Source organism: Streptomyces sp. NPDC020299 (assembly GCF_044387825.1).
In the GTDB taxonomy this organism is placed as follows: domain Bacteria; phylum Actinomycetota; class Actinomycetes; order Streptomycetales; family Streptomycetaceae; genus Streptomyces.
This window is the reverse complement of sequence record NZ_JBIRWL010000018.1, coordinates 174,594-200,089: the sequence shown is the minus strand read 5'-3', so window position 1 is coordinate 200,089 and position 25,496 is coordinate 174,594. Positions and strand designations below refer to the sequence as shown.

Annotated in this window: 18 protein-coding genes and 2 pseudogenes; 7 read left to right on the top strand and 13 right to left on the bottom strand. The window is 71.7% G+C overall.

The window, feature by feature from the left end:
- Window positions 1-373 precede the first annotated feature (373 nt).
- Complete coding sequence (locus ACH45E_RS36070) at window positions 374-637, bottom strand: hypothetical protein (protein WP_361456951.1); 264 nt, start codon at window positions 635-637, stop codon at window positions 374-376.
- A gap of 49 nt (window positions 638-686) precedes the next feature.
- On the opposite strand from ACH45E_RS36070, the gene ACH45E_RS36065 reads away from it, so the two are divergent.
- Together ACH45E_RS36065 and ACH45E_RS36060 are read left to right on the top strand one after the other, a co-directional pair.
- Entirely contained in the window at window positions 687-1,004 is a 318-nt protein-coding gene (locus ACH45E_RS36065) for a hypothetical protein (RefSeq protein WP_399042268.1), read from the top strand.
- Window positions 1,005-2,195: 1,191 nt separating this feature from the next.
- Window positions 2,196-2,615, top strand: coding sequence for a helix-turn-helix domain-containing protein (locus tag ACH45E_RS36060; RefSeq protein ID WP_361456946.1), 420 nt, complete (start codon window positions 2,196-2,198; stop codon window positions 2,613-2,615).
- 105 nt (window positions 2,616-2,720) lie between these two features.
- On the opposite strand, the gene ACH45E_RS36055 is transcribed toward ACH45E_RS36060, so the two are convergent.
- Window positions 2,721-3,389 carry an HAD family hydrolase gene (locus tag ACH45E_RS36055; RefSeq protein ID WP_361456943.1) on the bottom strand — a complete coding sequence of 223 codons (669 nt, stop codon included), beginning with the start codon at window positions 3,387-3,389 and terminating at the stop codon, window positions 2,721-2,723.
- Here ACH45E_RS36055 and ACH45E_RS36050 point away from each other — a divergent pair.
- Window positions 3,357-3,644 (top strand): annotated as a pseudogene (locus tag ACH45E_RS36050) (helix-turn-helix domain-containing protein); the annotation flags it as partial. The gene ACH45E_RS36055 and the pseudogene ACH45E_RS36050 overlap by 33 nt on opposite strands.
- A 208-nt stretch (window positions 3,645-3,852) precedes the next feature.
- Here ACH45E_RS36050 and ACH45E_RS36045 read toward each other — a convergent pair.
- The 4 genes from ACH45E_RS36045 to ACH45E_RS36030 all read right to left on the bottom strand — a co-directional run bounded on the left by ACH45E_RS36045 (window position 3,853) and on the right by ACH45E_RS36030 (window position 6,029).
- A complete protein-coding gene (locus ACH45E_RS36045; RefSeq protein WP_399042280.1) occupies window positions 3,853-4,221 on the bottom strand; it encodes a hypothetical protein in 369 nt (122 codons plus the stop codon).
- Between the two features lie 8 nt (window positions 4,222-4,229).
- A complete protein-coding gene (locus ACH45E_RS36040; RefSeq protein ID WP_361456975.1) occupies window positions 4,230-4,487 on the bottom strand; it encodes a hypothetical protein in 258 nt (85 codons plus the stop codon).
- A 61-nt stretch (window positions 4,488-4,548) separates the two neighbouring features.
- Window positions 4,549-5,103, bottom strand: coding sequence for a telomere-protecting terminal protein Tpg (gene tpg, locus ACH45E_RS36035; RefSeq protein ID WP_361456937.1), 555 nt, complete (start codon window positions 5,101-5,103; stop codon window positions 4,549-4,551).
- Window positions 5,104-5,363: 260 nt separating this feature from the next.
- A complete protein-coding gene (locus ACH45E_RS36030; protein ID WP_361456934.1) occupies window positions 5,364-6,029 on the bottom strand; it encodes a DUF4097 family beta strand repeat-containing protein in 666 nt (221 codons plus the stop codon).
- A 237-nt stretch (window positions 6,030-6,266) separates the two neighbouring features.
- Between ACH45E_RS36030 and ACH45E_RS36025 the strand changes: the two genes are divergently transcribed.
- Entirely contained in the window at window positions 6,267-7,004 is a 738-nt protein-coding gene (locus ACH45E_RS36025) for a helix-turn-helix domain-containing protein (protein ID WP_361456931.1), read from the top strand.
- A 13-nt stretch (window positions 7,005-7,017) separates the two neighbouring features.
- On the top strand, window positions 7,018-8,271 hold the full coding sequence (locus ACH45E_RS36020) for an MFS transporter (RefSeq protein WP_361456928.1): 1,254 nt from the start codon (window positions 7,018-7,020) through the stop codon (window positions 8,269-8,271).
- An 11-nt stretch (window positions 8,272-8,282) separates the two neighbouring features.
- Here ACH45E_RS36020 and ACH45E_RS36015 read toward each other — a convergent pair whose 3' ends face one another.
- The 3 genes from ACH45E_RS36015 to ACH45E_RS36005 all read right to left on the bottom strand — a co-directional run bounded on the left by ACH45E_RS36015 (window position 8,283) and on the right by ACH45E_RS36005 (window position 9,900).
- Window positions 8,283-9,143 carry an alpha/beta hydrolase gene (locus tag ACH45E_RS36015; RefSeq protein ID WP_361456925.1) on the bottom strand — a complete coding sequence of 287 codons (861 nt, stop codon included), beginning with the start codon at window positions 9,141-9,143 and terminating at the stop codon, window positions 8,283-8,285.
- 140 nt (window positions 9,144-9,283) lie between these two features.
- Window positions 9,284-9,661: a fic family toxin-antitoxin system, toxin component gene (locus ACH45E_RS36010; protein WP_361456922.1), complete on the bottom strand. Its 378-nt coding sequence runs from the start codon at window positions 9,659-9,661 to the stop codon at window positions 9,284-9,286.
- On the bottom strand, window positions 9,661-9,900 hold the full coding sequence (locus ACH45E_RS36005) for a hypothetical protein (protein WP_361456919.1): 240 nt from the start codon (window positions 9,898-9,900) through the stop codon (window positions 9,661-9,663). The genes ACH45E_RS36010 and ACH45E_RS36005 overlap by 1 nt, the downstream gene beginning before the upstream one ends.
- A 220-nt stretch (window positions 9,901-10,120) precedes the next feature.
- Between ACH45E_RS36005 and ACH45E_RS36000 the strand changes: the two genes are divergently transcribed.
- On the top strand, window positions 10,121-12,202 hold the full coding sequence (locus tag ACH45E_RS36000; protein WP_399042263.1) for a HelD family protein: 2,082 nt from the start codon (window positions 10,121-10,123) through the stop codon (window positions 12,200-12,202).
- Between the two features lie 125 nt (window positions 12,203-12,327).
- Here the strand turns inward: ACH45E_RS36000 and ACH45E_RS35995 are convergent, their stop codons facing one another.
- Complete coding sequence (locus ACH45E_RS35995; protein WP_399042261.1) at window positions 12,328-13,890, bottom strand: DHA2 family efflux MFS transporter permease subunit; 1,563 nt, start codon at window positions 13,888-13,890, stop codon at window positions 12,328-12,330.
- Between the two features lie 102 nt (window positions 13,891-13,992).
- Between ACH45E_RS35995 and ACH45E_RS35990 the strand changes: the two genes are divergently transcribed.
- Window positions 13,993-14,643 (top strand): TetR family transcriptional regulator, encoded by a 651-nt coding sequence (locus ACH45E_RS35990; RefSeq protein ID WP_361456913.1) that lies wholly within the window; start codon window positions 13,993-13,995, stop codon window positions 14,641-14,643.
- Between the two features lie 10 nt (window positions 14,644-14,653).
- Here ACH45E_RS35990 and ACH45E_RS35985 read toward each other — a convergent pair whose 3' ends face one another.
- The 3 genes and pseudogenes from ACH45E_RS35985 to ACH45E_RS35975 all read right to left on the bottom strand — a co-directional run.
- On the bottom strand, window positions 14,654-16,195 hold the full coding sequence (locus ACH45E_RS35985) for a prenyltransferase/squalene oxidase repeat-containing protein (protein WP_361456910.1): 1,542 nt from the start codon (window positions 16,193-16,195) through the stop codon (window positions 14,654-14,656).
- Window positions 16,192-17,064 (bottom strand): glycoside hydrolase family 16 protein, encoded by an 873-nt coding sequence (locus ACH45E_RS35980; RefSeq protein WP_361456907.1) that lies wholly within the window; start codon window positions 17,062-17,064, stop codon window positions 16,192-16,194. Before ACH45E_RS35980 ends, ACH45E_RS35985 begins: the two co-directional genes overlap by 4 nt.
- 47 nt (window positions 17,065-17,111) lie before the next feature.
- Window positions 17,112-25,475, bottom strand: a pseudogene (locus ACH45E_RS35975) (type I polyketide synthase); the annotation flags it as partial.
- Window positions 25,476-25,496: the final 21 nt, after the last annotated feature.

Here is a 25,496-nt window from a genome sequence, read left to right as displayed (position 1 = left end):
CCTTAAACCCCTCTGCCCCACCCCCCCGCCTTCCCTATATTTGGCCACCGTTGTTGCCAATTACTTGACGCCAATCTTCTTGTCGTCTGGGGTAATCGAAGGAACTGAGGCGTTCCTTCGATTACCCCAGACGACATGACGCCAGTGATAACCTTTGTTGTGTCAGAAGCATGGCACGGGACACAGTTCGGGGGAGCAAGTGCCACAGCAGGGGCGCAGCGGACGCAACCGGGAGCTGGTGAACACAGCGACCGGCGAGGTGCATGAGCTGTGGGAGCCCAACGAGGAAGACAGCTCTCGCCGGCCTTACGCCTTCGGCGGCCAACACGGGCAGTTCAGCTTCAACCGCGTCAAGGCGATGCTGGCCAAAGATTCAGGGATCACTGGTGACGACTTCCGCGTCTTCTTCTACTGCGGGATCATGACCTACGAAGAGGGTGGCGCCACCGCGAAGGAAGCCGCTGAGTTCCTCGGACTCACCCCCCAAGCGACGCGGAGGATCGCGAAAAAGCTTGCCGAACACAAGATGTTCCTTGTAGCCGAAGTGATCGGCCGGACAATCAGGTACCGAGCCAGCCCACACATTATCTCCGCCCTCTCTGGGCGGGAGCAGTCCGAACAGGCTGCCCTCTTCCACCTGCCGACCCTGCCGGGACGCTCCGGCTCAGCATCGAAGGGCCGAACCAATGCCACACCAGCATCCGTACCCCGAGCTCGCCGCCCTACAGGACCGGACCAAGGAACTGCCACACCTGAAACAGAACGTACTCATGACCTACGCCATCCTGGGCGGCCTGGAACACCCCGTCGAGCGCACCGGAGCTGAGCTAGCCGAACGCATAGGAGTCCCCGCTCCCCACTTCTCACGCACCCGCCGCGAACTCGTCGAAGACGGGTGGCTCGAACACACCCACAGCGAAGGCCAAGTGAAGTTCTTCCGCCTCGGTGAGAAGGCCACCGGCCGCCAAATCGTCGTACCGATACACGACCGACCCACCGCCTGAACAAACGTGTCACGGTCCGCAATGAACCGCCAGCCAAAGCCGGGAAAACGGCTGACTGCTGCGCCCAGCCATGTCCATCCTCCGATCGAGTGATCCGAGTTCGGAAACGTCACCGCTCTTGTACGCACAGGCCGTTAGCTGTGTGTGTGAAGACCGAGAAGGCGAGCGAGGACGGGGCATGCGGTTGCGCCCGGCCGATGGTAACCGTGGACGGCTACCGCTTCGAAGTCGTTCCAGTAAAGCCAGACGCCACGTGCTGTACGCGCTGCGCGGCACCTCTCCACGGCTCCTGGCGCCTGGGCCGTGCTCTGGACCTGACCAACCCGAACCAATGCGGCCAGCCCCGAAAGGACGGCGAGCCCTGCAGATGGGACACCTCGCGTGAACCGTGCCGCGCCCACCCCAGCCCAGAGGCCCTGAAACGGCAACAGGCAGAGGAACAGGCGGCGCAGGAACGCCGGGAACGAGCTGAGGCAGAACGCCGCGACGAGACCGCAAAACGGCGACGGAACATCATCACCATCCTCTCAGTCCGGTGCCCGCACTGCTCCGCACCAGCCGGCTTCCTCTGCAAATCTCCCAAGGGAGACTCGGTACGCAACCTCCACCAGGCACGGCGTAAGCTCGCCGGGGTCGACAGCCCCAAGGCCTTCGTCATCGAGGCAACCAGCTTCTACACGCCAGCAGTCCCTGAACCGCCCCTCGACTGCAACCCGCGCAAGCTGCTCGGCAACCCGCTCGAAGACCGCACCGAGCAAGCCACCCGCCGCTACCTTGCCGAACAACAGCACACCGCCGAACGCAAAATGCTCGCAGCACGTCGTGATGTGTGGCTCGCCCAAGCCGACCGCACCGCTGAGATCACAGGGCATCCCTGCCCCACATGCGATGCAGCGCCATCGACCCCATGCCGACGCACCGTCCCATGGCGCAGCCCGTTCCATGACGCAAGAGTGGACATCGCTATGACAGCCTCAGATACAGCTGTCGATCACGTGCCGCCACCGCCCCGAACAACACCCCCAGCCCAGGCAGCTCCAGTCGAGTGAGACCCCACGTCGGTCTCCGTGCCAGCTGCCGTCAGCGTCCGGGCTTGTGGCCATTACGGCGTAATGGCCACAAGCGGGCCGAGCAATGCTGTGAGCGGCGGGAGCAGTTCGAGAAGATGACGAGTCCCAAGGAGAGCGAGCAGTGAGTGGGCTGCTGTTCACACCAGTCAATGCCGAGGGCGTCGTAGCGTCTCTGAACCTTCCACAGCCGGCCTACCGTGTTCTGTTCACCCTGCGGTCCCACAGCGAGTCCGGCGGACGCGTGGAGATGAGCCAGGCCCAGATGGCCGCTCGCCTACGCTTGAGCCGCCCGAGCGTCACCTCCAGTCTGCGTGAGTTGATACTCGCCCGACTGGTGAAGAAGGAACGTAACGGCGTATACCGCATCAACCCTATGCTCGCTGGCTATCAACAGCTGGCCGAAGTCGTCACAGCTGTCGAGGAGATGGACCCAGCCGACCGGCTGGACGACCCGCACTTCGTCGCCCGCTACCACCAAGCCATTGAGGACTACCGAGAACAACTCGCCCGCAATCGCCGCAAGAAGCTCCGAGTCGCCTGAGACAGGTTGCGCCTTGCAGCGCTGTTCCCCTACCCCTTCCATCCGGCTAGACGACCTCGGGCCCCAGCGGGGGACATGATCCAAGGGCTCGGGGCGGCACTGACATCAGACTCCGATGGCCGCCAGTACCTGATCGGTGTCCGACAGCCCGTCGAGTACGACGTCGGCGCCCGCATCCCGCAGGTCGCTCGCCGGTGTATGCCCTGTGGCCACCGCGACCACCCGGACGCCGGCCACGTGGCCGCCGGTTACGTCGGCCGGGGTATCGCCGAGGAACACCGCATTTCCCGGGGGGACACTGGCTCGTGCGAGCGCGGCTCGCAGCAGTTCGGGGCGTCCCTCGCCGTCTTCCCCGTACGCCCCGTCCCCCAGATTCAGATAGGTGTCCAGGCCGAACACCGCCAACTTCACCCCTGCTGCCGCGCGCACGTTGCCGGTGACGACGGCCTGGCGCACGCCGCGGTCGGCGAGGGCGGCGAGGGCGGCGGCGGCCCCGGGCAGAGCGTGCCCGCGCTCGCGGAGCTCGACCGCGCGACGGACATGCAGCGCGCCGAGAGCGTCAGCGAATCGGGTGAACAGCGCGTCGTCGCAGTCGAGGCCGTGCAGGCACGCGCTCTCCCGCAGGATCACGCGCTCCGTCGACCCCGTCACGTCGGCCTGTTCCCGCATCACCACGCCTGTCACCTGCTCAAATGCTTCGGCCCACAGCTCGCCGCCGAGGCCGCGCGTTGCCATCAGCGTGTGGTCGATGTCCCACAGCACCAGTTCCGGCACCGGTACCTCCTCTCTTCACGAACTCCGGATCCCCGCTTGGCGGGCACCCTACGCTCAGAGACAGGAGCAAGGAGCGGGCGCGTGGTTGCAGCAGACCTCCCGATCGGGGATCGGATCAGGCACTACCGTGGCAGGCGCAGGCAGGATGCAGTCGCCGGGCTGGTCGGCATCTCGCCCGACTACCTGTCTCAGATCGAACGCGGCCTCAAGGTGCCCTCGCTACCGATCCTGTACGCGCTCGCGCAGGAGCTGGGTGTGTCGGCGGCGGCGCTGCTGTCCGAGCAGCCTCCGGCTGCGGAGGAGGCAGCGGATACTGCTGAGGCTGTGGTGGGTCGCGCCCTACTCGGTTACGGGCCCGCGCGTAGCGCTGAGCCGCTGTCTGCGGCCGTGCTGAGGGACCGAAAGGAACCGAAGACCCCGCCCCCGGTCAGCCAGGGGCGGGGTCTTCGGCTTGGGGCTGTCGTCAGGGGGTCAGGTCCAGGACGCGGACCGGCTCGCCGGTCCACCGGTCGGGCGCGGTGGTGGCGACGATCGCCCCGTCGGGGCGGTCGGGGGTGGGCTGCGCCGCATGGTGGCAGTGTGCCGCCGCCCAGGTCTTCTGCCGGGCCACCGCCAGGGCTGCCGGGAGGTCCAGGTCCAGGACGATGACACCCGGCAGGGCGGCCAGGTGCTCAGCCGTCCCCGGCCGCGTGCGGTCGGCCTCGACGAGCGCGCACGAGGGGGCGTACAGGTACCAGCCGGACTCGGCGTGGGCGCGGTAGATCAAACGGGAAGCGAGGATGTTGCCACGGCCCGCTGCTGCCATCGCAGTGTCGTCCAGCACGATGTGCATGACGTCGCTCACCGGGCCGCTGCCTCAGCCAGCCGACGGTCCAGCTCACTGTCGAGCTCCTGCTCCTCGGAGGGAGTCGGCGCATACCCCGACCACTCCTTCAAAGCAGCCCGGGCCCGCTCAGCCCGCTCAACCCGCTCAGCCGGGGTGAGCAGGGTCTCAGCAAGCCGGGCCAGGTAGGCGCGCAGCGACATCCCCTCGGCGGCCGCTATGGCAGCGAGACGGTCGCGGGCTTCCTCAGGGATTCGGATGTTGGCGTCGGACATCATCATGCTCCCTTCCACATCCTTAGGGTACGGGTACGTACCCGTATCTGCGTGTGATGCGTCAGTAGTGCAGTTCCAGTTGCTCGATGTCCGTGAACTCCACCAGCAGGCCCTGGGCTCGGCGGCCCGCGTCGCGGAAGTACATCTCGCCCAAGCCCTCCGCCAGAATCGTGCGCAGTTGGGCCTCGGTTGCGCCGGCCTCCTGGGCGGCGAACAGGCGGGCCGCGTACTCCGGGGGGAGGGACTCGTTGAGGTAGCGGGTGCGGGGGTCGTCCGTGGTGCCCACCGCGGCCGTGAAGCCGAAACGGGCCCTCGTGGAGAGGAAGACGCCGTCCGTGGTCGCTGCGCGCTGTCTGGCCCGGGCCCGGACACGGGGCTGCCAGCGGTGGCGGACCTCGCGGTAGAGACGGTCCGCCAGGGGCGGGCGGGGGGTTTTGAGCTGGCCTTTCACGTAACGCTCCACCGTACGCTGCGAGATGCCCAGCAGGTCGGCCACCGGTCGCGTGCCCTTCAACTGCCGCACCAGGAAACGCATCTGCGCCTGCGCCGACTTCGGCAGTGGACGGGTGAAGTGCTCCGCGTCCGCCTCGTCCAAGCTGTCCCCGACGTCCGCCATCCAGCCCCTCGCTCCCGTTGTGCCTCCGAGGGGGAAACAGAGCTGGCGGGGATCGGGTCACGGGCCCGATGGGGTATAGCCGATCTTGAGTTCGCCGCCCAACAGCGGACAAGGGTTCAACGCGTTGGTGGTCCAAGGAAGGACACCCCGCTTCCTGCGGGGAAATGCAGGTGCAAGGCCTGCCCAGCGGTCCAACAAGAAGCCGCGCCCCCTTCGTTCACCAGGGGGCGGGGTTTCGTGTCTCCTTCCACGTTGGTGCTTTAGAGGCTGCGGGCGGTGATGTCGCCGTGGGAGGTGGTGGCGCGGATGTCGAGTTCGGCGGTGCCGTTGTTCTTGAGGGCGTTGCTGATGCGGCCGTAGTCGGTGTCGGCGTCCAGGGTGGCCGAGACGCCGGTGGCGGCGCCGACCGAGATGTTGCCGGACTTGGTGCGGAGCACGACCGCGCCGCGTACCGCCTCAGCGATCCGGATGTCGCCCCGTGCGGTGCTGATGTCGGCGGGGCCTGCGAGCCGGCCGATCTCGACGTCGCCGTCGACCGCGGTGAGGCGGACACTCGCGGCCTCGTCGATCTTGATCTGGCGGTACGCGCCTTCGAAGGCGATGTCGCCGAGGCGGCCTACGCTGCGGAGTTCGCAGCTGGCGGTCCTGGCCTCGACGTGGGAGCCGGCGGGGAGCTGCACGGTGATCTCCGGGGACCCGGAGGGGCCGAAGAGCTGGTTCTTGGGCTCGGGAGCGTGGATCCGCAGGACGCCGTCCGCGAAGGCGACGGAGACCTGCTCGGCGGCCTCGACGTCACGGCTCTTGGAAGGGTTGGCGGGCAGGACATCGACGGTGGTGTCGGCACGGTCAGCGGCGATGAACTGGATGCGTCCGGCGGGGATGTCCAGGACGACGGAGATCGGGGCGTGGGTCTCGAACTTCTGCATCGTGCTCTCCCGTGCTCGCTTGTTTGTTTCTGACACCGGAAACGCTACGTTGCTTTCTGTATGCGTGCAACACACTCGTTGCATCAAAGTATTATTTATGCAGGTAGGAGGCGCTTAACTGTTGCAATGGATGCGTCAGTAACGCAACGACCATCACTCTGATCATTGCAATGGCTCCGGAGTGAACGCTATAGTGGGGTTCAGGGACCATCACGAAGGATCAGCAAGGAGATCGCGATGCCGGGAGGCAGGCTCACCCAGCAGGAACGCCAGCAGATTGCGCTGGGACTGGCCGACAGCCTCCCCTATGCCGAGATCGCCCGCCGGCTCGACCGCCCGACCTCGACGGTCACGCGTGAGGTGATGCGCAACGGGGGCCCCACCGCTTACCGCGCCGACCTGGCGCACCGCGCCACCGAACGCCGCGCTCACCGGCGCAGGCCCGCCTCCTCCCGAGGGCCGGAGCCGGTTCCCCAGCCGCACGGGCGTGACGCCGAGGCCGTGGCCGAGTACGAGGAGACGTTCACGACCCTCCTCATGCAGTCGGGCCTGCCCAAGATGTCGGCCCGGGTACTGACCTGCCTCTACACCAGCGACGCGGGCAGCCTCACCGCCTCCGAACTCGTCCAGAGGCTCCAGGTCAGCCCGGCGTCCATCTCCAAAGCGATCACGCTGCTCGAGAGCCTGGGCCTCATCCGCCGGGAACGCAACGAACGCCGCCGCGAGCGCTATGTCGCCGACGACGACGTCTTCTACCAGTCGACGATCGCCAGCGCCCGCGCCACCGGCCAGCTCGCCGAGACCGCACGCCAAGGCGTCTCCGTTCTCGGCCCGCACACCCCCGCCGCCGTCCGCCTGGAGAACATCGCCCGCTTCCTCGACTTCATCAGTGAAACCATCACGCGCGCCGCCGAGCAGGCCCGTGACGTCCTCCACACCAAACCCCCGGCGACCTCGAACGACACCGCCCGGTAGTAACGTCCGCCGGATGGATCTCCGCGCATCGCTGTCCCTCTTGGGCAATCGCCCGTTCCGGACCTTATTGCTGGCCAGGCTGATCTCGGCGAGTGGTTCGGCCATGGCCCCCGTCGCGCTGGCCTTCGCCGTCCTCGGGTTCAACGCCGAGCCGACTGCCCTGGCGATCGTGCTTGCGGGCAACACTCTGCCGCAGCTTGTGTTGTTGCTGGTGGGTGGGGTGGTGGCGGATCGGGTCTCTCGTCGGGGGCTGGTCGTGGTCGGCAATCTGGTGGCTGCGCTGTCCCAGGCCGGTGTCGCTGTCCTGGTGGCCATGGATGCGGCCTCGACCGCTCGCGTGGCCCTGCTGGCCAGTGTCACAGGCGGCGCGAACGCGCTGATGACCCCTGCGATGAACAGTCTGCTGCCGCAGTTGGTGAAGGGCGGGGAACTGCAGGAAGCGAATGTGCTGCTGCGGCTTCCCACCAACTTCATCAAGATCCTCGCTCCCGCGGTCGGTGGCGGGATCGTCGCCGTGGCCGGCTCCCAGTGGGTCCTGGGGTGGGACGCCGCGAGCTTCGCCACCGCGGCCCTGCTGTGTGCTCGGCTGGCCGTGCCCCAGGCAGCGAGCTCCGGCTCCCGCACATCGGTGCTGCACGACTTCCGCGCCGGCTGGCGGGAGTTCGCCCAGCGGCCGTGGTTGTGGTCCTACACGCTTTCCGGCACGGTCGTCGTCGCGCTGTGGCTCGGTGGGTACCAGCTCCTGGGTCCCCTTGTCCTCGACAGCCATGGCCTGAACGCCGCGGCATGGGGCACCGTGCAAGGAAGTTTCTCGGCGGGGCTCCTTCTGGGCGGCCTCATAGCCCTGCGGTGGAAGCCGGATCGGCTGATGGTCGCTTGCGTGGCCACCGGTCTGCCGCTGGCGCTGCCCCTGTTCATGCTCGCCGCCGGACCGAATCTGCCCGCCCTCGCGGCATCCGCGGTCCTGGCGGGGATCGGGCTGGATCTGTCGATCGTGTGCTGGACCACCGCCCTCCAGCAGCAGCTCGCCGCCGAAGTCCTGGGCCGGGTCACCTCGTTCAGCTCCGTCGGGGAACTCATGGCCGTCCCGCTCGGCTATCTCGTCGTCGGCCTGGCCGCGACCTCGGTCGGCCCTGCTCCCGTTCTGCTCGGGAGCGCCGTGCTCGTCGTCGTGTCGTCGGTCGTCCTGTTCGTCGTGCCTGATCTTTGGACGATCCGCCGGCTGCCTGCCGAGCCCGCCCCCGCGCCTGCTCCAGCGAGAAGCTGACGGAAGCGCCACTACCGGGCGAGCAGGGCCTTCAGGGTCCGTGCCGTCGCCCGGGGGAATGTGGTGGCCCCGTTGTGCCCGCCCGGGAAGACAGCCGGTTCCGTGCCCAGCAGTTCGGCCAGTGCGAGCGCGCAGCGGTATGTGTGCACGGTCGGCCGGGTCGTCCGCCCCGCCGCTGCGATGATGCGCGTCCCGGCCTGCGCCGCGGCCCGTACCGGCTGCGCGGGGTCGAAGGTGTCGGTCGTGACGGCGGTGAACTCGGTGCCGATGAACTGGCCGAAGTTGGCCCGGCGGCGGGGTGTCATGGGCTGCGGGGTGAGGTCTTCCTCGGCGTCGTCGTGGGCCGGGTCGATGCCGAGGTGCCGGGTGATGGCCGGGAACGCCGCCGCGAGGCCCCCTGCGGTGTACCCCTGCTGAATGGCCGTCAGCTCGGCCGCGTGCTCCGCGCGGTCCGCCTCGGGCAGCAGCCTCGGCGTCACGGGCTCGTGCGCCACCAGCGTGTCGAGCACGCCCGGGTGCCGGGCGGCCACCTGCAGTCCGATCGCGCCGCCCATGCTGAACCCGGCCATCAGCGCGGGCCTGTCGGTGACTTCACCGAGCAGCCGCGCGACGTCGTCGGCGTGCTCGGCCATGGTGACGGGCCGGGCGGGGTCGTCCAGCGTGCTGCGCGAGAGGCCGCGGCGGTCGTAGGTGACGACGGTGAAGGTGTCGGTCAGGTGCGGGACGAGGTCGACGGTCCGGTCGGCGTCGCCCTCGCCGCTCTGGGCGAGCAGCAGGACGGGCCCGCGGCCCTGGACCTGGTAGTGGAGGGTGGCTCCCGGCACGGAGAGGGTGCGGGTGGTGCCGGCGGCGGCGGTCTCGGTCGTGGTCATGGCGGTTCCCCCTCGTTGTCTGCCGCCGGAGCTTCCGTCGGCACCACGACAGTAACCCATCAAGAAAGATGCATCAAGATTGATGCATCAAGAAAGATGCGTCTTCCTGTCGTGCGCGGAGTCGAACCGTTCAGTACTACTCAGGTGGACTGCGGCCAAGTGCGCAGCAGAGCGGCGATCCCCGCCGCGCTGCAGGCCGGGTCGCGCAGGAGGTCGCGTAGGGCGATGGCGTCGTCCCGGGTGGGCTTGACCTGGATGCCGGAGGCTTCCAGGTACATCACGCCCGTCGCCGCGGCGACCGCCATGTTGGAACGCTCGAGCCACCGACAGCGACCGAGGATGTGCACCAGGGCCGCGGCACGGGCGTACGGGCCGTCATAGACAGGCTGGTCCAGCAGTTCGGCTCGGTGGCAGGCGACTGCGGCCACCGGCACTCCGTAGTCGTCGGGAGCGGGATCGCTCGCTCCGGCGATCTCGGCGACCTGGAGGATCCAGGGGACATCGATGTGCAGGTCCATTACGCGGCGTGGGCCCCCGGGACGTGACGGTCCGCGTCTTCGGCCTCGTCGAAGAGCGCCTGGTGCTCGCCGAGGAAGCGCCGTGCGGCGTCCAGGCCCCGTTGTCGCAGTCCGTCGGCGTCGTCGCGAACGAGGGCGGCGATGTAGTCGCCGACGCTCATTCCGCGGTCCTTGGCCCGGGCCCTGGCCAGTTCCGCGATCTCGTCGTCGACGCGTGCGCCTAGCTGTGTCTTCGCCATCCATGGATGGTAACAGTTGTTACCGGTCTACGGGAAGCCCCTATTCCGTGTGTGATTCCGCGCGATTCCAGGGACATTCGAGCTGGATTCCAGTGGCATTCTAGCGGGATTCCGGTCGGATTGTTTTGCGGTTAATATTCCGTAAAACGTTCACCCGCGCGGCCGTTCTCGATTTCTGCTGGTCGATAGCCTGGGGATTTTCGAGGGAAGGTCGCGTTCCATGACGTCATCGGTGCAGGAGTCGTACGATTCCGGCGAGCTCGGGCTCGACGGTGTGCTCGGGGAGGAGCAGGCGTACGTGGCGGTCTGCAGAGCGGCGATGGCGCGGCAGGTCGAGGACGCGGACGAGCAGGTGGTCGCCGGGGAGACGGTGTCGGGGGACGGGGCCAGTGCGGAGGCGCTGGGGCGGTATCTGCGGACTCGGGCGCGGGACATGCGCGAGGAGCCGGACAGTCCCTTGTTCTTCGGGCGGCTGGATTTCGATGACGAGCCGGAAACGGGGGACCACCGGCGGCAGCGGTATTACATCGGGCGGCGGCGGGTTTCGGAGCATCCGAGTGCGCCGCCTTTGGTCGTGGACTGGCGTGCGCCGGTGTCGCGCACGTTTTATCAGGCCCGGGTGGCGGAGCCGTTGGGTGTCGAGCGGCGGCGGCGTTTCGGGTGGGCGCCGGGGAGCGTGGGGGAGCCGGAGGATCTGACGGGGCTGGAGGACGAGCGGCTGGACGCGGCAGGCGCGGCGGATGCCGAGAGCCTGATCGTCGCCGCCGAGATCGAGCGGCCCCGGCACGGGCCTATGCGGGACATCGTCGCCACCATCCAGCCCGAGCAGGACGACCTGGTGCGTGGTGAGCTCGGTGACTCGGTGTGTGTGCAGGGGGCGCCGGGGAGCGGGAAGACCGCGGTGGGGCTGCACCGGGCGGCGTATCTGCTCTACACCTATCCGCAGCGGCTGAAGCGCAGTGGTCTGCTGGTCATCGGGCCCAACCGGACCTTTCTGCGGTACATCGCCGAGGTGCTGCCGTCGTTGGGCGAGATCGATGTCGCCCAGTTGACGGTGGAGGACGTCGTGGCCCGGCATCCGGTGAAGGGGCGGGACTCGCAGGCGGCGGCGGTCGTCAAGCAGAGTGCGCGGATGGCGACCGTGCTCCGGCGGGCGCTGTACGTGCGGGTGCGGGTTCCCGAGGAGCCGGTGGTGGTGCCGGACGGGTCCTACCGGTGGCGGGTCGGCGGCGATGAGCTGGCCCGGGTGGTGGAGGAGGTGCGGGCCCAGGCTTCGGCGTACGCGATCGGGCGGGAGCATGTGCGGGCCCGGGTGGTGTCGCTGGTGCAGGACCAGGCCGAGCGGCGTGCCGGGCCCCGCAGTGCGACGTGGCAGGCGAAGATCGGGCGGTCGAAGCCCGTGAAGGCGTTCGTGGACGCGGCCTGGCCGGCGCTGCGGCCCGAGGAGGTCGTTGCGCGGCTGCTGAGTGATCCGGCGGTGCTGGCCGAGGCCGCCGACGGTGTGCTGGAGCCGGCGGAGCAGCGGGCCCTTGTGTGGCAGAAGGCTCCGCGGTCGGAGAAGAGCGCGCCGTGGTCGGCCGACGACATGGTGCTCCTGGACGAGGTGGCCGGACTGATCGAGCGGCCGGAGGGTTTCGGGCATGTGGTCGTGGACGAGGCGCAGGACCTCTCGCCCATGCAGTGCCGGGCCATCGCGCGGCGCAGCGGGTTCGGTTCGCTGACGGCGCTGGGGGACCTCGCGCAGGGCACGGCGCCGTGGGCGGCGCGTGACTGGGCGGAGCAGTTGACGCATCTGGGCAAGCCGGAGGCGGCGGTGGTGCCGCTCACGACCGGGTTCCGGGTTCCGGCGGCCGTGATGCAGGTGGCCAACCGGCTGCTCGCCGCGCTCGATGTACGGGTGCCGCCGGCGCGTTCGCTGCGCATGGACGGTGAGTTGTCGGTGCGCCGGGTGCCGGATGCCGCCGTCGCCGCGGTGGACGCGGTGCGGGGGGCGTTGCGGCGGGAGGGGTCCGTGGCGTTGATCGCGGCGGACGCCGATGTGGAGCGGCTGACCGGGATGCTGGGGCAGGCGGGGATCGAGGCGGTGTCCGCCGGGGAGTTCGGGTCGGCGGCCCGGGTGACGGTGATGCCGGCGACGCTGGCGAAGGGGCTGGAGTACGACCATGTGGTGGTCGTGGAGCCGGCGGCGATCGTCGAGGCGGAGCTGCGGGGGCTGGAGCGGCTGTACGTGGTGGTGACGCGTGCGGTGTCGCGGCTGGACGTCGTGCATGCCCGGGAGTTGCCGGCCGCGCTGGCAGGTTAGGCGCGGGGTGTGGGAAGAGCCTGTGCCCGGGCCGTGACGGGGGATGTTGGCGGCCGGGGCACAGGCTCGGTCGGTGGCGGGGCGGTTGCGTGGCCGTACGGGCCGGGCGGCCGCCCCTTGCTGTGTCAGTGCGCGGTGGAGGGCTCGCTCTGCTTGGACTGCGGGGCGGGGGTGGCGGGTGCCGCCGCGGGCTTGCGCAGGTCGGTCCCGATGAGCAGGCCGGTGAGGACGGCGCCGGCCAGGACGATGGCGCCCGCCCAGTCGGCGGCGACCGCGTAGCCGTGCACCGTGGCCTCGGCGGCGGCGTGCGCGTCGGTGCCGGCGGCGCTCAGGGCGGTGGCGGAGACCGTCATGGCGATGGTGTTGAGCAGCGCGGTGCCCACCGAGCCGCCGATCTGCTGCGAGGTGGAGACGAACGCGGAGACCACGCCGACCTCGCTCGGTGCCGCCTTGTGGGTGGCGAGGCTGATGCACGGTGACATCACCAGGCCCAGTCCGAGGCCGACCAGGATCTGGGTCGGCATCAGCGTGGTGACGTAGGAGCTGTCGGGGGTGATCCGGCCGAGGTTGAACAGGCCGGCCGCGGCGATGAGCATGCCGGGGGTCACCAGCAGCCGGACCGGGACCTTGGGCATCAGGCGGGAGGTGATCTGGGTGGTGGTCAGGACGGTGGCGACGGTCGCCGGGAGGATCGCGAGGCCCGTCCTGAGCGGCGAGTAGTCCATCACGCCCTGCAGTTGGTAGGTGAGGATGAACATCAGGCCGAAGAGGCCGATCATCGTCAGGCCGATGCCGATGAAGGCGCCCGCCCGGTCGCGGTCGGCCAGGACACTCAGTGGCAGCAGCGGGTTGCGGCCGCGGGCCTGGAGGGCGACGAACGCGGTGAGCAGGACGACGGCCGCGGCCAGCAGGCCGATGACCCTGGCCGAGGACCAGCCGTGGTCGGCGGCCTCACCGAAGCCGTAGACCAGCGCGACCATGCCGGCGGCGGAGAGTGCGGCGCCGGGTACGTCGACCTTGACGCCGCGCTGTGCGGGCAGATTGGGCAGCAGCATCAGCGCGCCGGCCACGACGAGGGCGCCGATGGGCACGTTCACGTACAGGCACCAGCGCCAGTTGAGCCATTCGGTGATCAGGCCGCCGCCGAGCAGTCCCAGTGCGCCGCCCGCGCTGGCGACGGAGCTGAAGATGCCGAACGCCTTGGCGCGCTCGCGGGGTTCGGTGAACGTGGTGGTCAGCAGGGCGAGTGTGGCCGGCATCAGCAGGGCGGCGAACAGGCCCTGGCCGACGCGGGATCCGATCAGTACGGCGGCGTTCGGTGCGGCTCCGCCGACGGCGGAGGCGGCGGTGAAGCCGGTGACGGCGATGATGAAGGCCAGGCGGCGGCCGAGGAGGTCGCCGATGCGGCCGCCGAGGAGCAGCAGGCCGCCGAAGGCCAGGGTGTAGCCGGTGATCACCCACTGGCGGTCGGCGTCCGACATGCCGGTGGCGCGCTGTGCCCACGGCAGTGCGATGTTCACGATGGTCGTGTCGAGCATGACCATCAGCTGGGCGAGTCCGATCACAGCGAGGCCCCACCAGCGGTGGCTCGCCGGCCGTCCTGCTGCGGCCGTTGTCCTCTCGTGCAGGTCGGTCACGCCGAATCCCCCTTGGTCATGGGTTGTTGCCTGGTGGTCGTCTGTCGTCATGAGAAGTAAAGCAGCAAAAATTTAACCGAGTCAAGTTCATTACTCAGTTATATTCTTAACCGGGTTACTGTAGGGTTGGAGGTCCAGAGAGGGGTGATGGACATGACCCAGGCCCTTACGGGACGGGAGCGCCAGAAGCAGCGGACGCGGCGGGCGATCTCGGACGCCGCGATCTCGCTCTTCCTCCGGCACGGGTTCGATGCGGTGTCGGTGGCCGACATCGCGGCCGCCGCCGAGGTGTCCAAGCCGACGCTGTTCAAGTACTTCCCGGCCAAGGAGGACCTGGTCGTCCACCGCTTCGCCGACCACCGGGCGGCCGCGGCCACCGCAGTGCGCGAGCGGCCCCCGGGAACGAGCCCGCTGGTCGCCCTGCACCGCGACTTCGTCACCGCGCTGGCCCGCCGCGATCCCATCACCGGGCTCAACGACCAGCCCGAGGTGATCCGCTTCAACGCGCTGGTCTACTCGACACCCAGCCTGGTCAGCCGGATCGGCGAATACCTCGCCCAGGCCGAGGACCTGCTGGCCCAGGCCCTGGCCGACGCGGCGGGCGACCCGGCCGGACCGGACGTCGCCGCCCGGCTGCTGGCCGGCCAGGTCATCGCCTCCCAGCGCGTCCTGGCCCACGCCAACTGGCGGCGGATCCTGGACGGATCCACCGCCGATGCCGCCGCCCCGCAGGCCGCCGCCGACGCCGACCTGGCCTTCTTCGGCCTGCGGACCGGGCTGGGCGAGGCCCTGGCGCACGTCTGAGCGGCGGCGCTCAGCGCCGCGACGCCGCGAGGCTCAGCGCGCCGATGACCGCCCCGCGCACCATGTGCACCGGAACGTAGAGCTCCTTGCCGATCCACAGCTCGCGGTGGACGGTGTCGTCCAGGTGCTCCATCAGGTAGGCGACGCCGCGCCACGCGGCGGCCTCCTCGCGGGCCGCGCCGGGCGCCGAGGTGCGCAGCAGCGTCTGCACGGCGTACGCGGTCTCCTCCGGCGTACCGCCCCAGCGCCCGAAGGAGCCGTCGGGGTGCTGGCTCGCGAGGATCCAGTCGACGGCCCTCGACACCGTCGCCCCATGGGCGGGTCCGGCGTGCTGGTGCAGGGCCACGGCGCAGCGCATCGTCGAGAAGTACGGCGAGGCGTGCCACTTGTCGATCCAGGTGCCGTCCGCCAGTTGCCGCTCCCCCAGCCAGCGAGCGATCCGCTCGATGGCGTCGGTGTAACGCGCGGTGTCCGCCGGGCCGGTGTCACGGTAGGCGCCGAGCGCCCCCATGACATGGGCGTTGGTGCTGGTCGAGGGGGTGAACTCCGGGATGGTGGACTGGAAGTGGCTGCCGGAGTCGTACTGCCACAGGTACTCGGGCTCCTGCGCGGGACCCAGCTGCGCGAAGGCCGCCAGGACGATCGCGCTGGTCTCCGCCTCGTAGGCGAAGCCCGGCGCGGTGGGGGCGCCGGTGCGCGCGGTGTCCCGGGGGAGGCCCTCGGCGAGCGGCGCCAGCAGCTTCGTCGCGATGCCGGCGGTCGCCAGGTTGCCGAGGATCCAGGCGCGTTCGTAGTACGCCACCGACGTCATCGCGGGCACCGCGCCACCGCCGGCGGCCTGGGCGGACCGCAGGAAGTCCACGGACGCCCGGTACTCGGGGCCGGGTTCGGCGTCGCCCAGCCAGGCGGCGGTGGCGGCGACCGAGCAGCCGATCATGCCGCCGACCGGCTGGAAGTGCGGTGCGCGCACGGCGTCGGGGCCGGCGATCTCCAGGTAGTGGCCGGCCAGCGGATTGCGCCACCCCGAGGTGCGCAGCTCCTCGAGCCGGGCGCCGTCCATGCCGTGCGGCATGGGCAGCCGCTGCTCCTGGCGGGCGTTGATGTCGGCCACCAGCGCGGGGACGATCATCATCGCGACGACCGTGTTGGGCGGCGCGGTGCGGGTGCGCACGCTGTCCTCGAGCTGCCGGGCCGCCGCCGTCAGACCGCGCCCGGCCGCCTCGGCGGCCCGCTCGCGCAACCCGGCCGGCAGCTCCTCCTGGTCCCGTGCGGCCAGCAGTGCCTCGGTGGCGCTGAGCGTCGTGACGAGGGCGTAGCCGTCGGGGCCGCCCCAGCTGCCGTCCTCCTTCTGGCGTTCCAGTACGAAGCCGACACGTTCGGGGTGCCCGTCCAGCCAGGGCACCAGGCTCACCAGGCGGGCCGTCTCGTACACGGACGGCAGCAGCCCGCCGGTCGTGGGTTCGGCGAGGACGTCGGCGACGAGCCGTGCGGCGAGCGCGTCGATGTCGACGCCGTGCGCGTCGGCCGTGCGGGGCGCGGCGGGGGCGGTCACGCGGCGGCCTCCTCGCCGGGCGTGGCGGCCGGTTCGGAGACGGTGATGTCGTCGATCAGCAGCGTGGCGGGGAACTTGTCCGGGTCGGGGGTGCCGGGCAGGACGGGGCCGCCCGGGCTGTCGATGATGACGGCCAGGGCCAGGTATGTCGGCTGGTGGAACAGCCAGCCCTTGGGGGTGGTGTCCTCCGGGGTGAAGTGCAGGTATTCGCGGCCGTCCAGGTACCAGGTGATGGAGTCCGGGTCGCGGCGCCACACGACCGAGTACGTGTGGAAGTCCTCGCTCAGCGGGGTGCCGTCGCCGGTGGTGGTGCTGCCGCCGATGCCGAGGGAGGGGATCTGGTGGCATTCCGGGGAGTGCAGGGCACCCCAGACCGTGTCCGGTTCGGAACCCAGTGCCTCGAACACGTCGATCTCGCCGGAGCGGTACCAGGCCTGCACCGGGTCCTCGTCGCCGCGGTGGCGCAGCTGGTCGGCCCAGGCCCACAGGGCGCAGTCCAGGCCGGGGCCGGCGGCGGTGCGCACCCGGGCGTCGATGCGCAGGGCGCTGCCGGGCCGGGGCACGAAGTCCTCGCGCCGGGTCTCGAGCCATCCGGCCCGGTAGGTGCCGTCGGCGTCACGGGTGGCCGTGATGCGCAGGCGGCCCTCGCCGTCGAGGGCGACGTGCTCACGGTCGTCGGTGTGGATCTCCACCCCGGCGCCGAACGGGCTGCCCTCGCCGATCAGCCAGTTGGCGGGGTCGGGGGCGCTGCCGGCCGGGCCGTCGAAGCGGTCCTGCCAGATGGGCCGCCAGGCGGATTCCAGGTTCACGAGTCCGGCGCTGCGGGCCGGAGCGGCGGAGGCGGGGGTCGCCAGGGAAGGGGTCGTCATGCGGTCGGCTCCATCTGTGCGGTCAGTTGGTCGTGCAGATGCGCGGCCAGGTCGGCCGGGGTGGGAAAGTCGTAGATCGCCGTCGCGGGCACCTCGACGCCGAGCAGGGTGGTGAGGGTGCCGGCCAGTTCCATCGCGGTCAGCGAGGCGAATCCGGCGTCCAGGAAGTCCTGGTCGGCTCCGACGGCGTCGGCGGTGCCGTGGCCGAGGATCCGCGCGGCCTTCTCCCGTACCAGCTCGGTCAGGAGCGACGGCCGTTCCCCGGTCGGCAGTTCGGCGAGCCGGCGGCGCATGTCCTCGGGCTCTTCGGTGACGGGGGCGGGTTCCTCGACGATGTCCGGCGTGGCCGTTGCGCGCGGGTTGTCGCGGCGCCACGCCGACAGCAGGGACAGGGCCGCGGCCAGTGCGGGGTCGGGGGCCGAGGAGGGGTCCGGGGTGTCGTCGCCGGCCGCGAGGACCGACGCGAGCGCCGCCAGGTCGCCGCTCTCCACCGCCTGCCACAGCGCGGCGTCCGGCTGCGGCTGTCCGGCCGGCGTGGCCGCCAGCCAGTAGTGCCCGCGCTGGAAGGCGTACGTCGGCAGGGCGGCCGCGCGGGCCCCCGTGCCGGCGAAGATCCCCTCCGGGTCGGTGGGCACACCGGCGACCTGCAGCTCAGCGAGTGCGGCGACGGCCGCCCAGGGCTCGGGCCGGTCACGGCGCAGGGTGGGCACGCACAGGGCCGTCGCGGTGGCGGTCTCGCGGGCCAGGGCGGTCAGGACCGCGTCCGGTCCGATCTCGACGTACGTGACGGCGCCCCGCTCCCGCAGGGTGGCCAGCTGGTCGGCGAAACGGACCGTGGCACGGGCGTGGCACACCCAGTAGGCGGGGTCGGCGAGTTGCTCGGCCGTGGCCTTCTCCCCGGTGACGTCGGAGATCACCGGGATCCGCGGGGCGTGGTAGGTGAGGTCGGCGGCGATGTCGCGGTAGTCCTCCAGCATCGGTTCCATCAGCGGGGAGTGGAAGGCGTGGCTGACGGCGAGCCGGCGGGTCTTGCGGCCCAGGGCCGCGAAGTGGGCGCCGACGGCCTCGGTCTCCTCCGCCCGGCCGGACACCACGACGGCGCGCGGTCCGTTGACGGCGGCGATGCCGACGCCGTCGGTGAGTACGGCGCTCACCTCGTCCTCGTTGGCCTGCACCGCCACCATCGCACCGCCCGAAGGAAGTCGCTGCATCAGCCGACCACGAGCGGCCACCAGCCGGGCCGCGTCGGGCAGGGACAGCACCCCCGCGACGTGGGCAGCCGCCAGCTCACCGATGGAGTGACCGGCGAGATAGTCCGGACGCACGCCCCACGACTCCCACAGGCGGAACAGCGCCACCTCCACGGCGAACAACGCCGGCTGCGTGTACGCGGTCCGGTTCAGCAGTTCCGCGTCCGTACCCCACATCACCTCACGCAGCGACACCTCCAGATGCCGGTCCAGCTCCGCCAGCACGGCGTCGAGAGCCCCGGCGAAGGCAGGGAACGCCTCGTACAACTCCCGTCCCATGCCCAGGCGTTGCGCACCCTGCCCGGTGAAGAGGAACGCGGTCCTGCCGGACGGACGGGTGCCGCCGCGGACCACGCCGGGCGCGTCCTCGCCGCGGGACAGGGCGTCCAGGGCGGCGGTCAGCCCGTCGCGGTCGGTGCCGAAGACGGCGGCGCGGTGCTCGAAGCCGGTGCGGGTGGTGGCCAGGGAGTAGCCGATGTCGACGGCCGCCGTGCCGGGGTGGGCGTCGACGTGGTCGCGGAGGCGGGCGGCCTGGCCGGTCAGCGCCTGCGGGGTCTTGGCGGTCAGCAGCCAGGGCAGCACACCCGGCGCGGCCTGCGGGGCCTCGGGGCGGGGGGCCGGTTCGGCGGATGCGGTGGGCTGTTCCACGATGACGTGGGCGTTGGTGCCGCTGATACCGAAGGAGGAGACGCCCGCCCGGCGAGGACGGCCGGTCTGCGGCCACGGCTGCTCCTCGGTGAGGAGTTCGACCGCGCCCGCCTCCCAGTCGACGTGCCGGGACGGCTCGTCCACGTGCAGCGTCTGCGGGAGCACCCCGTGCTCCATCGCCTTGACCATCTTGATGACGCCGGCGACACCGGCCGCGGCCTGGGTGTGGCCGATGTTGGACTTCACCGAGCCCAGATACAGCGGCTGTTGGGGGTCGCGGTCCTGGCCGTAAGTGGCCAGCAGGGCCTGCGCCTCGATCGGGTCGCCCAGCTTCGTACCCGTACCGTGCGCCTCCACCGCGTCCACCTCGGCCGCCGACAGGCCCGCGTTCGCCAAGGCTTGCCGGATCACCCGCTGCTGGGAGGGACCGTTGGGCGCGGTGAGCCCGTTGCTCGCGCCGTCCTGGTTGACGGCCGTACCGCGCACGACCGCGAGGACCCGGTGGCCGTTGCGGCGGGCGTCGGACAGCCGCTCCAGCAGCAGTACGCCGACGCCTTCACCCCAGCCGGTGCCGTCCGCCGCGTCCGCGAACGCCTTGCAGCGCCCGTCCTCCGCCAGTCCCCGCTGGCGGCTGAAGCCGATGAAGGTGCCCGGGGTCGCCATCACGGTCACCCCGCCCGCGAGGGCGAGGGTGCACTCGCCGGTGCGCAGCGCCTGGGCCGCCATGTGCAGGGCGACCAGCGACGACGAGCACGCCGTGTCCACCGTGACGGCCGGGCCCTCCAGGCCCAGGTGGTAGGAGACCCGGCCGGAGACGATGCTGCCGGCGGCGAGGTCGGTACCGTAGTCGTGGTACATGACGCCCGTGTAGACGCCGGTGCGGCTGCCGCGTACCGATGACGGGTCGACGCCCGCCCGTTCGAACGCCTCCCACGAGGTCTCCAGGAGCAGCCGCTGCTGCGGGTCCATCTCCAGGGCCTCGCGCGGTGAGATCCCGAAGAACCCCGGGTCGAACTCGGCCGCGCCGTGCAGGAAGCCGCCCTCGACGCAGTACGTGGTGCCGGGGTGGTCGGGGTCGGGGTCGTAGAGGGTGTCGGTGTCCCAGCCTCGGTCGGTCGGGAAGGCGGTGACGGCGTCGGCGCCGGTGCCGACCAGCTGCCACAGGTCCTCGGGGGTGTGGACGCCGCCGGGGAAGCGGCAGGCCATCGACACGATCGCGATCGGGTCGTCCTCGCCGGGCGCGGCGGGGGCGGTGGCCGGGACTTCGGCCGGGGCCGCCTTGCCGCCTGTGGCCGTTTCGGCCACGTGGGCGGCCAGCGCGGCCGGGGTCGGGTAGTCGAAGATCAGGGTCGCGGGCAGGCGCAGACCGGTGGCGTGCTGCAGGTTGTTGCGCAGTTCGATGGCGGTCAGCGAGTCGAAGCCCAGCCCGGTGAAGGGCCGTTCGGGGTCGACGGCGTCGGCGCCCGGGTAGCCGAGGATCGTGGCGACATGGTCGCGGACGAGTGCCAGGGCGAGCGTGGTGCGCTCCGGTGCCGGCAGTGCGGTGATCCGGTCGGCGAAGGTGTCCACGGCGTGGGTGTCCTCGCCGGCGGCGGCGCGCCGTGCCGGGGCGGGGACCAGGCCGCGCAGCAGGGCGGGGACCTCGGCCGTGGACCTGCGCAGGGCGGCGGTGTCCAGGCGCATCGGCAGCAGTTGGGCGTCCTGGCTGGTCCAGGCGGTGTCGAAGTGGGCGAGTGCCTCCTCGGTGAACAGGCCGGTGACGCCGGCGCGGGTCATCCTGTCCCGGTCGGCCCGGCCCAGGGTGCCGGTCATGCCGCTCTCCTGCGCCCACAGTCCCCAGCTGAGGGAGACGGCGGGCAGGCCCTGGGCCCGGCGGTGGTGGGCGAGGGCGTCGAGGAACGCGTTGGCGGCGGCGTATCCGCCCTGGCCGGGGCCGCCGAAGACACCCGCGGCCGAGGAGAACAGCACGAAGGCCTTGAGGGGAGAGCCGGCGGTCAGCTCGTGCAGGTTGAGGGCGCCGTCGACCTTGGGACGCAGCACGCCCGCCACCCGCTCCGGGGTGAGGGACTCCACCACGCCGTCGTCGATGGTGCCCGCCGTGTGCACGACGGCCGCGACGGGGTGTGCGGCGAGGACGGCCGCCAGGGCCTCGCGGTCGGCGACGTCACAGGCGGCGACGACGGCCTCCGCACCCAGCTCCCGCAGTGCGCGGGCCAGTTCGTCGGCGGGCCGCCGGGACACCAGGACCAGACGGCGCACCCCGTGCCGCTCCACCAGGTGCCGGGCCACCAGCCCGCCGAGCGTGCCCGACGCGCCGGTCACCAGGACCCGGGAGCCGTCGGGCAGGGCGAGCGGAGCGGACGCGCTGTCGCCGGGCAGCGCCCTCGACAGCCGCGGTGCCCGCAATGTTCCGCCGCGCACGACGAGTTGCGGCTCGTCGGAAGCCAGTGCGGCCGGCAGCGCGGCGAGCGAGCCGGGGGCGTCGTCCACGTCGACGAGGACGAAGCGGCCCGGGTGCTCGGACTGCGCGGAACGCAGCAGACCCCACACCGGGGCGTGCGCCAGCGCCGGTACGCCGTCGTCGGTGTCGGCGGCGATGGCGCCGCGGGTCAGCACCAGCAGCCGGGACGCGGTCAGCCGCTCGTCCGCGAGCCACTGCTGGACCAGGCCGAGAGCGGCGGTGGCCGCCTCCGCGGGGGTGCCGCCGCAGGTCGCCACGGTCACGTCGGGCACCTCGGGCAGCGTGGCGAGGTCCGGGTGCGCGATGGCGCCGGGCAGGGCGGCCGCGGCACCGATCGGATCGTCGCCGACCACGGCCCACCGCAGAGCGGCGGCAGCGGTGGTGTCGGCCGCCGCGGGCGGGGTGAGAGCGGGCCAGTCGACGCGGAACAGGGAGCGGTGCGCGGCGGTCCTGGGGTCGGCCACGTCGCTGGTGGCGACCGGGCGCAGCAGCAGCTCGTCGACGGCTGCCACGAGGCGGCCCGCCGGGTCGGTGAGGGTGACGGAGAAGGTGTCGTCGCCGGTGGCGGCGAGCCGGACCCGGGCGGTGGTGGCGCCGGTGGCGTGCAGGGTCACGCCCGTGAAGGAGAACGGCATCCGGGCGACGGGGTCGCTGTCGGCGAGGCTGCCGAGCCCCACCGACTGCAGGGCGGCGTCCAGCAGCGCGGGGTGCAGGCCGTAGGCGTCGGCCTCGTGTGCGGTCTCCTCGTCCAGTGCGACCTCGGCGAACACCTCGTCGCCGCGCCGCCAGGCCGCCCGCAGTCCCTGGAAGGCGCCGCCGTAGACGAAACCGAGGTCGGCGAGGGCGTCGTAGTGGCCGGTGAGGTCGAGGGGGCGTGCGTCGGCGGGCGGCCACACGTCGGGCGGTGCGGGGGTGGGCCGGGCTGCCGTGCGGGCGAGGGTGCCGCCGGCGTGGCGGGTCCATGTCTCGTCGTCGTCCGGCCGGGAGTGCACGGAGAAGGCGCGTCGGCCCGTGGCGTCGGCGGGGGCCAGCCGCAGTCGCAGCCGCAGGCCGCCGTCGGCGGGCAGCACGAGCGGGGCCTCGAGGGTGAGTTCCTCCAGCAGGTCGCAGCCGACGCGGTCGCCGGCGTGTATCGCCAGCTCCACGAAGGCGGTGCCGGGCAGCAGCAGCGAGCCGAGTACCGCGTGTCCGGTGAGCCACGGCTGCAGGGCCGGTGACAGGCGTCCGCCGAAGAGCAGGTCGTCGCCGTCGCCGGACTCGACGACCACGCCGAGCATCGGGTGCCGCGCCGCCTCCAGGCCGAGCGCCTCCGGGTCGCCGCCGGCGGCGGGGGCGGTACGGGGCCAGATGCGGCGGCGCTGGAAGGCGTAGGTGGGCAGGGCGGCGGGGCGGGCGCCGGTGGACAGCGCCGCCCAGTCGACGGCCGTGCCGTTCACGAACGCGGTCGCGACCCCTTCGAGCAGAGCGCGGGGTTCGGGCCGGTCGCGGCGCACCGTCGGCGCGAACACGGCCTGTTCCTCGCCCGTCAGGCACTCGGCGCCCAGGGCGCTGAGGACGCCGCCGGGCCCGAGTTCCAGGAACACGCCGACGCCCTGCTCGCGCAGGGTGCGCACGCCGTCGGCGAAGCGGACCGCGGCGCGGATGTGGCGGGTCCAGTAGCCGGGGTCGGCGAGTTCGGCGGCGGTGGCGGTGCGGCCGGTGATGTTGGAGATGACCGGGATGCGCGGGGCGTGGAAGGTGAGGCGTTCCAGGACGGCCCGGAAGCCGGCCAGCATCGGCTCCATCAGCGACGAGTGGAAGGCGTGGCTGACGGTGAGCCGTTTGGTCTTGTGGCCGAGTTCGGCGAGTCGCCGCGCGGCGGCGAGGACGGGTTCCTCGGCGCCGGAGATCACCACCGAGCGCGGCCCGTTGACGGCCGCGATGCCGGCTCCGGTGCCCAGCAGCGGTCGTACCTCGTCCTCGGTGGCGCGTACGGAGACCATGGCTCCGCCGGCCGGCAGGGCCTGCATCAGCCGGCCGCGCGCGGCGACCGCCGTGCAGGCGTCGTCGAGGGAGAGCACGCCCGCGACGTGCGCGGCGGTCAGCTCGCCGATGGAGTGGCCGAGCAGCGCGGCGGGCTCCACGCCCCAGCCGGTCACCAGCCGGTACAGGGCGGTCTCGACGGCGAACAGGCCGGCCTGTGTGTACTGCGTCTGGTCGAGGAGGGCCGCCTCGGGGGTGCCCGGCTCGGCGAACAGGACGGTGGACAGGGGCACGTCCAGGGCCGGATCGAGCCGGGCCAGGATCTCGTCCAGGGCCCGGGCGAACGCGGGGTGCGCGGCGTACAGTTCGCGGCCCATGCCGGCGTACTGGCTGCCCTGGCCGGTGAACAGGAACGCGGTGCGGCCGGTGCGGCGGCCGGTGCCGACGATCAGGCCGGGGACCCGCTTGCCGCCCGTGTCCCGGGCCAGCGCGGTGAGCGCTTCGGCGCGGTGATCGGCGGCGGTGGGATCCATGGCGTCGGTGACGAGGACCGCACGGTGTTCGAAGGCGGTGCGGGTGGCGGCCAGGGCGTGGGCGATGTCGAGTGGCTCGGCCGGGTGCTCGCGCAGGTGCTCGGCGAGCGCGGCGGCCTGTCCTGCCAGGGCGGCCTCGGACCGGCCCGACAGGACCCAGGGCAGGACGGCCGGCGGGACCTGCTCGGCCTGGGCCGGGGCGGGGGCCGGGTCCTCGGCGGGGGCCTGCTCGATGATGACGTGCGTGTTGGTGCCGCTGACGCCGAAGGAGGACACTCCGGCGCGGCGGGGGCGGCCGGTCTCGGGCCAGGGCCGGGGCTCGGTGAGCAGCTCGACCGCGCCCGCCTCCCAGTCGACGTGCCGGGACGGCCGGTCCACGTGCAGGGTCTTGGGCAGCAGGCCGTGTTCGATGGCCTTCACCATCTTGATCACGCCGCCGACGCCCGCCGCCGACTGGGTGTGCCCGATGTTGGACTTGAGCGAGCCCAGCCAGAGCGGCTGTTCGGAGTCGTGCCCCTGACCGTAGGTCTCCAGCAGCGCCTGGGCCTCGATCGGGTCGCCGAGCTTGGTGCCGGTGCCGTGTGCCTCCACCGCGTCCACGTCGGCCGGGGTCAGGCCCGCACCGGCGAGGGCCTGGCGGATGACGCGTTCCTGGGCGGGGCCGTTGGGCGCGGTCAGGCCGTTGCTGGCGCCGTCCTGGTTGGCGGCGGTGGAGCGGACGAGTGCGAGGACCTGGTGGCCGTTGCGGCGGGCGTCGGAGAGCCGCTCCAGCAGGAGCAGGCCGATGCCCTCGGCCAGGTTGGTGCCGTTGGCGGCGTCGGCGAACGCCTTGCACCGGCCGTCGGGCGAGAGCCCGTGTCCGGTGCCGCGGCTGAACTCGTCGAACAGCGTCGGTGTCGCCATGACCGCGACTCCGCCCGCCAGGGCCAGCGCGCACTCGCCGCCGCGCAGGGACTGCACGGCCAGGTGCAGGGCGACCAGTGAGGAGGAGCACGCCGTGTCCACGGTGACGGCGGGGCCCTCCAGGCCCAGTTGGTAGGAGACCCGGCCGGAGGCGATGCTGCCCGCGCTGCCGTTGAAGACGTACCCCTCGATGGCCTCGGGCGACTGGCTCACGAGCGTGGCGTAGTCGTGGTACATCACCCCGGCGAAGACGCCGGTACGGGTGGAGCGCAGCGACTGCGGGTCGATGCCGCCCCGCTCCAGGGTCTCCCAGGCGACCTCCAGCAGAAGTCGCTGCTGCGGGTCCATGGCGAGGGCTTCGCGCGGGGAGATGCCGAAGAAGTCGGGGTCGAAGTCGGCGACGTCGTGCAGGAATCCGCCCTGGTCGTAGGCGCCGTCCAGGGACCAGCCGCGGTCGGTGGGGAACGCGGTGACGGCGTCCTGCCCGGAGGCGACCAGCCGCCACAGGTCCTCGGGGTCGCGGACCCCGCCGGGGTAGCGGCAGCCCATGGAGACGATCGCGATGGGTTCGGTGGACCGGGCGGCCAGCTCACGGTTGAGGTGGCGCAGCCGCTCGGCCTCCTTCAGGGAGGCCCGTAGGGCGGCGGCGACCTTGGCGTCGGGGCCCGGGGCGGT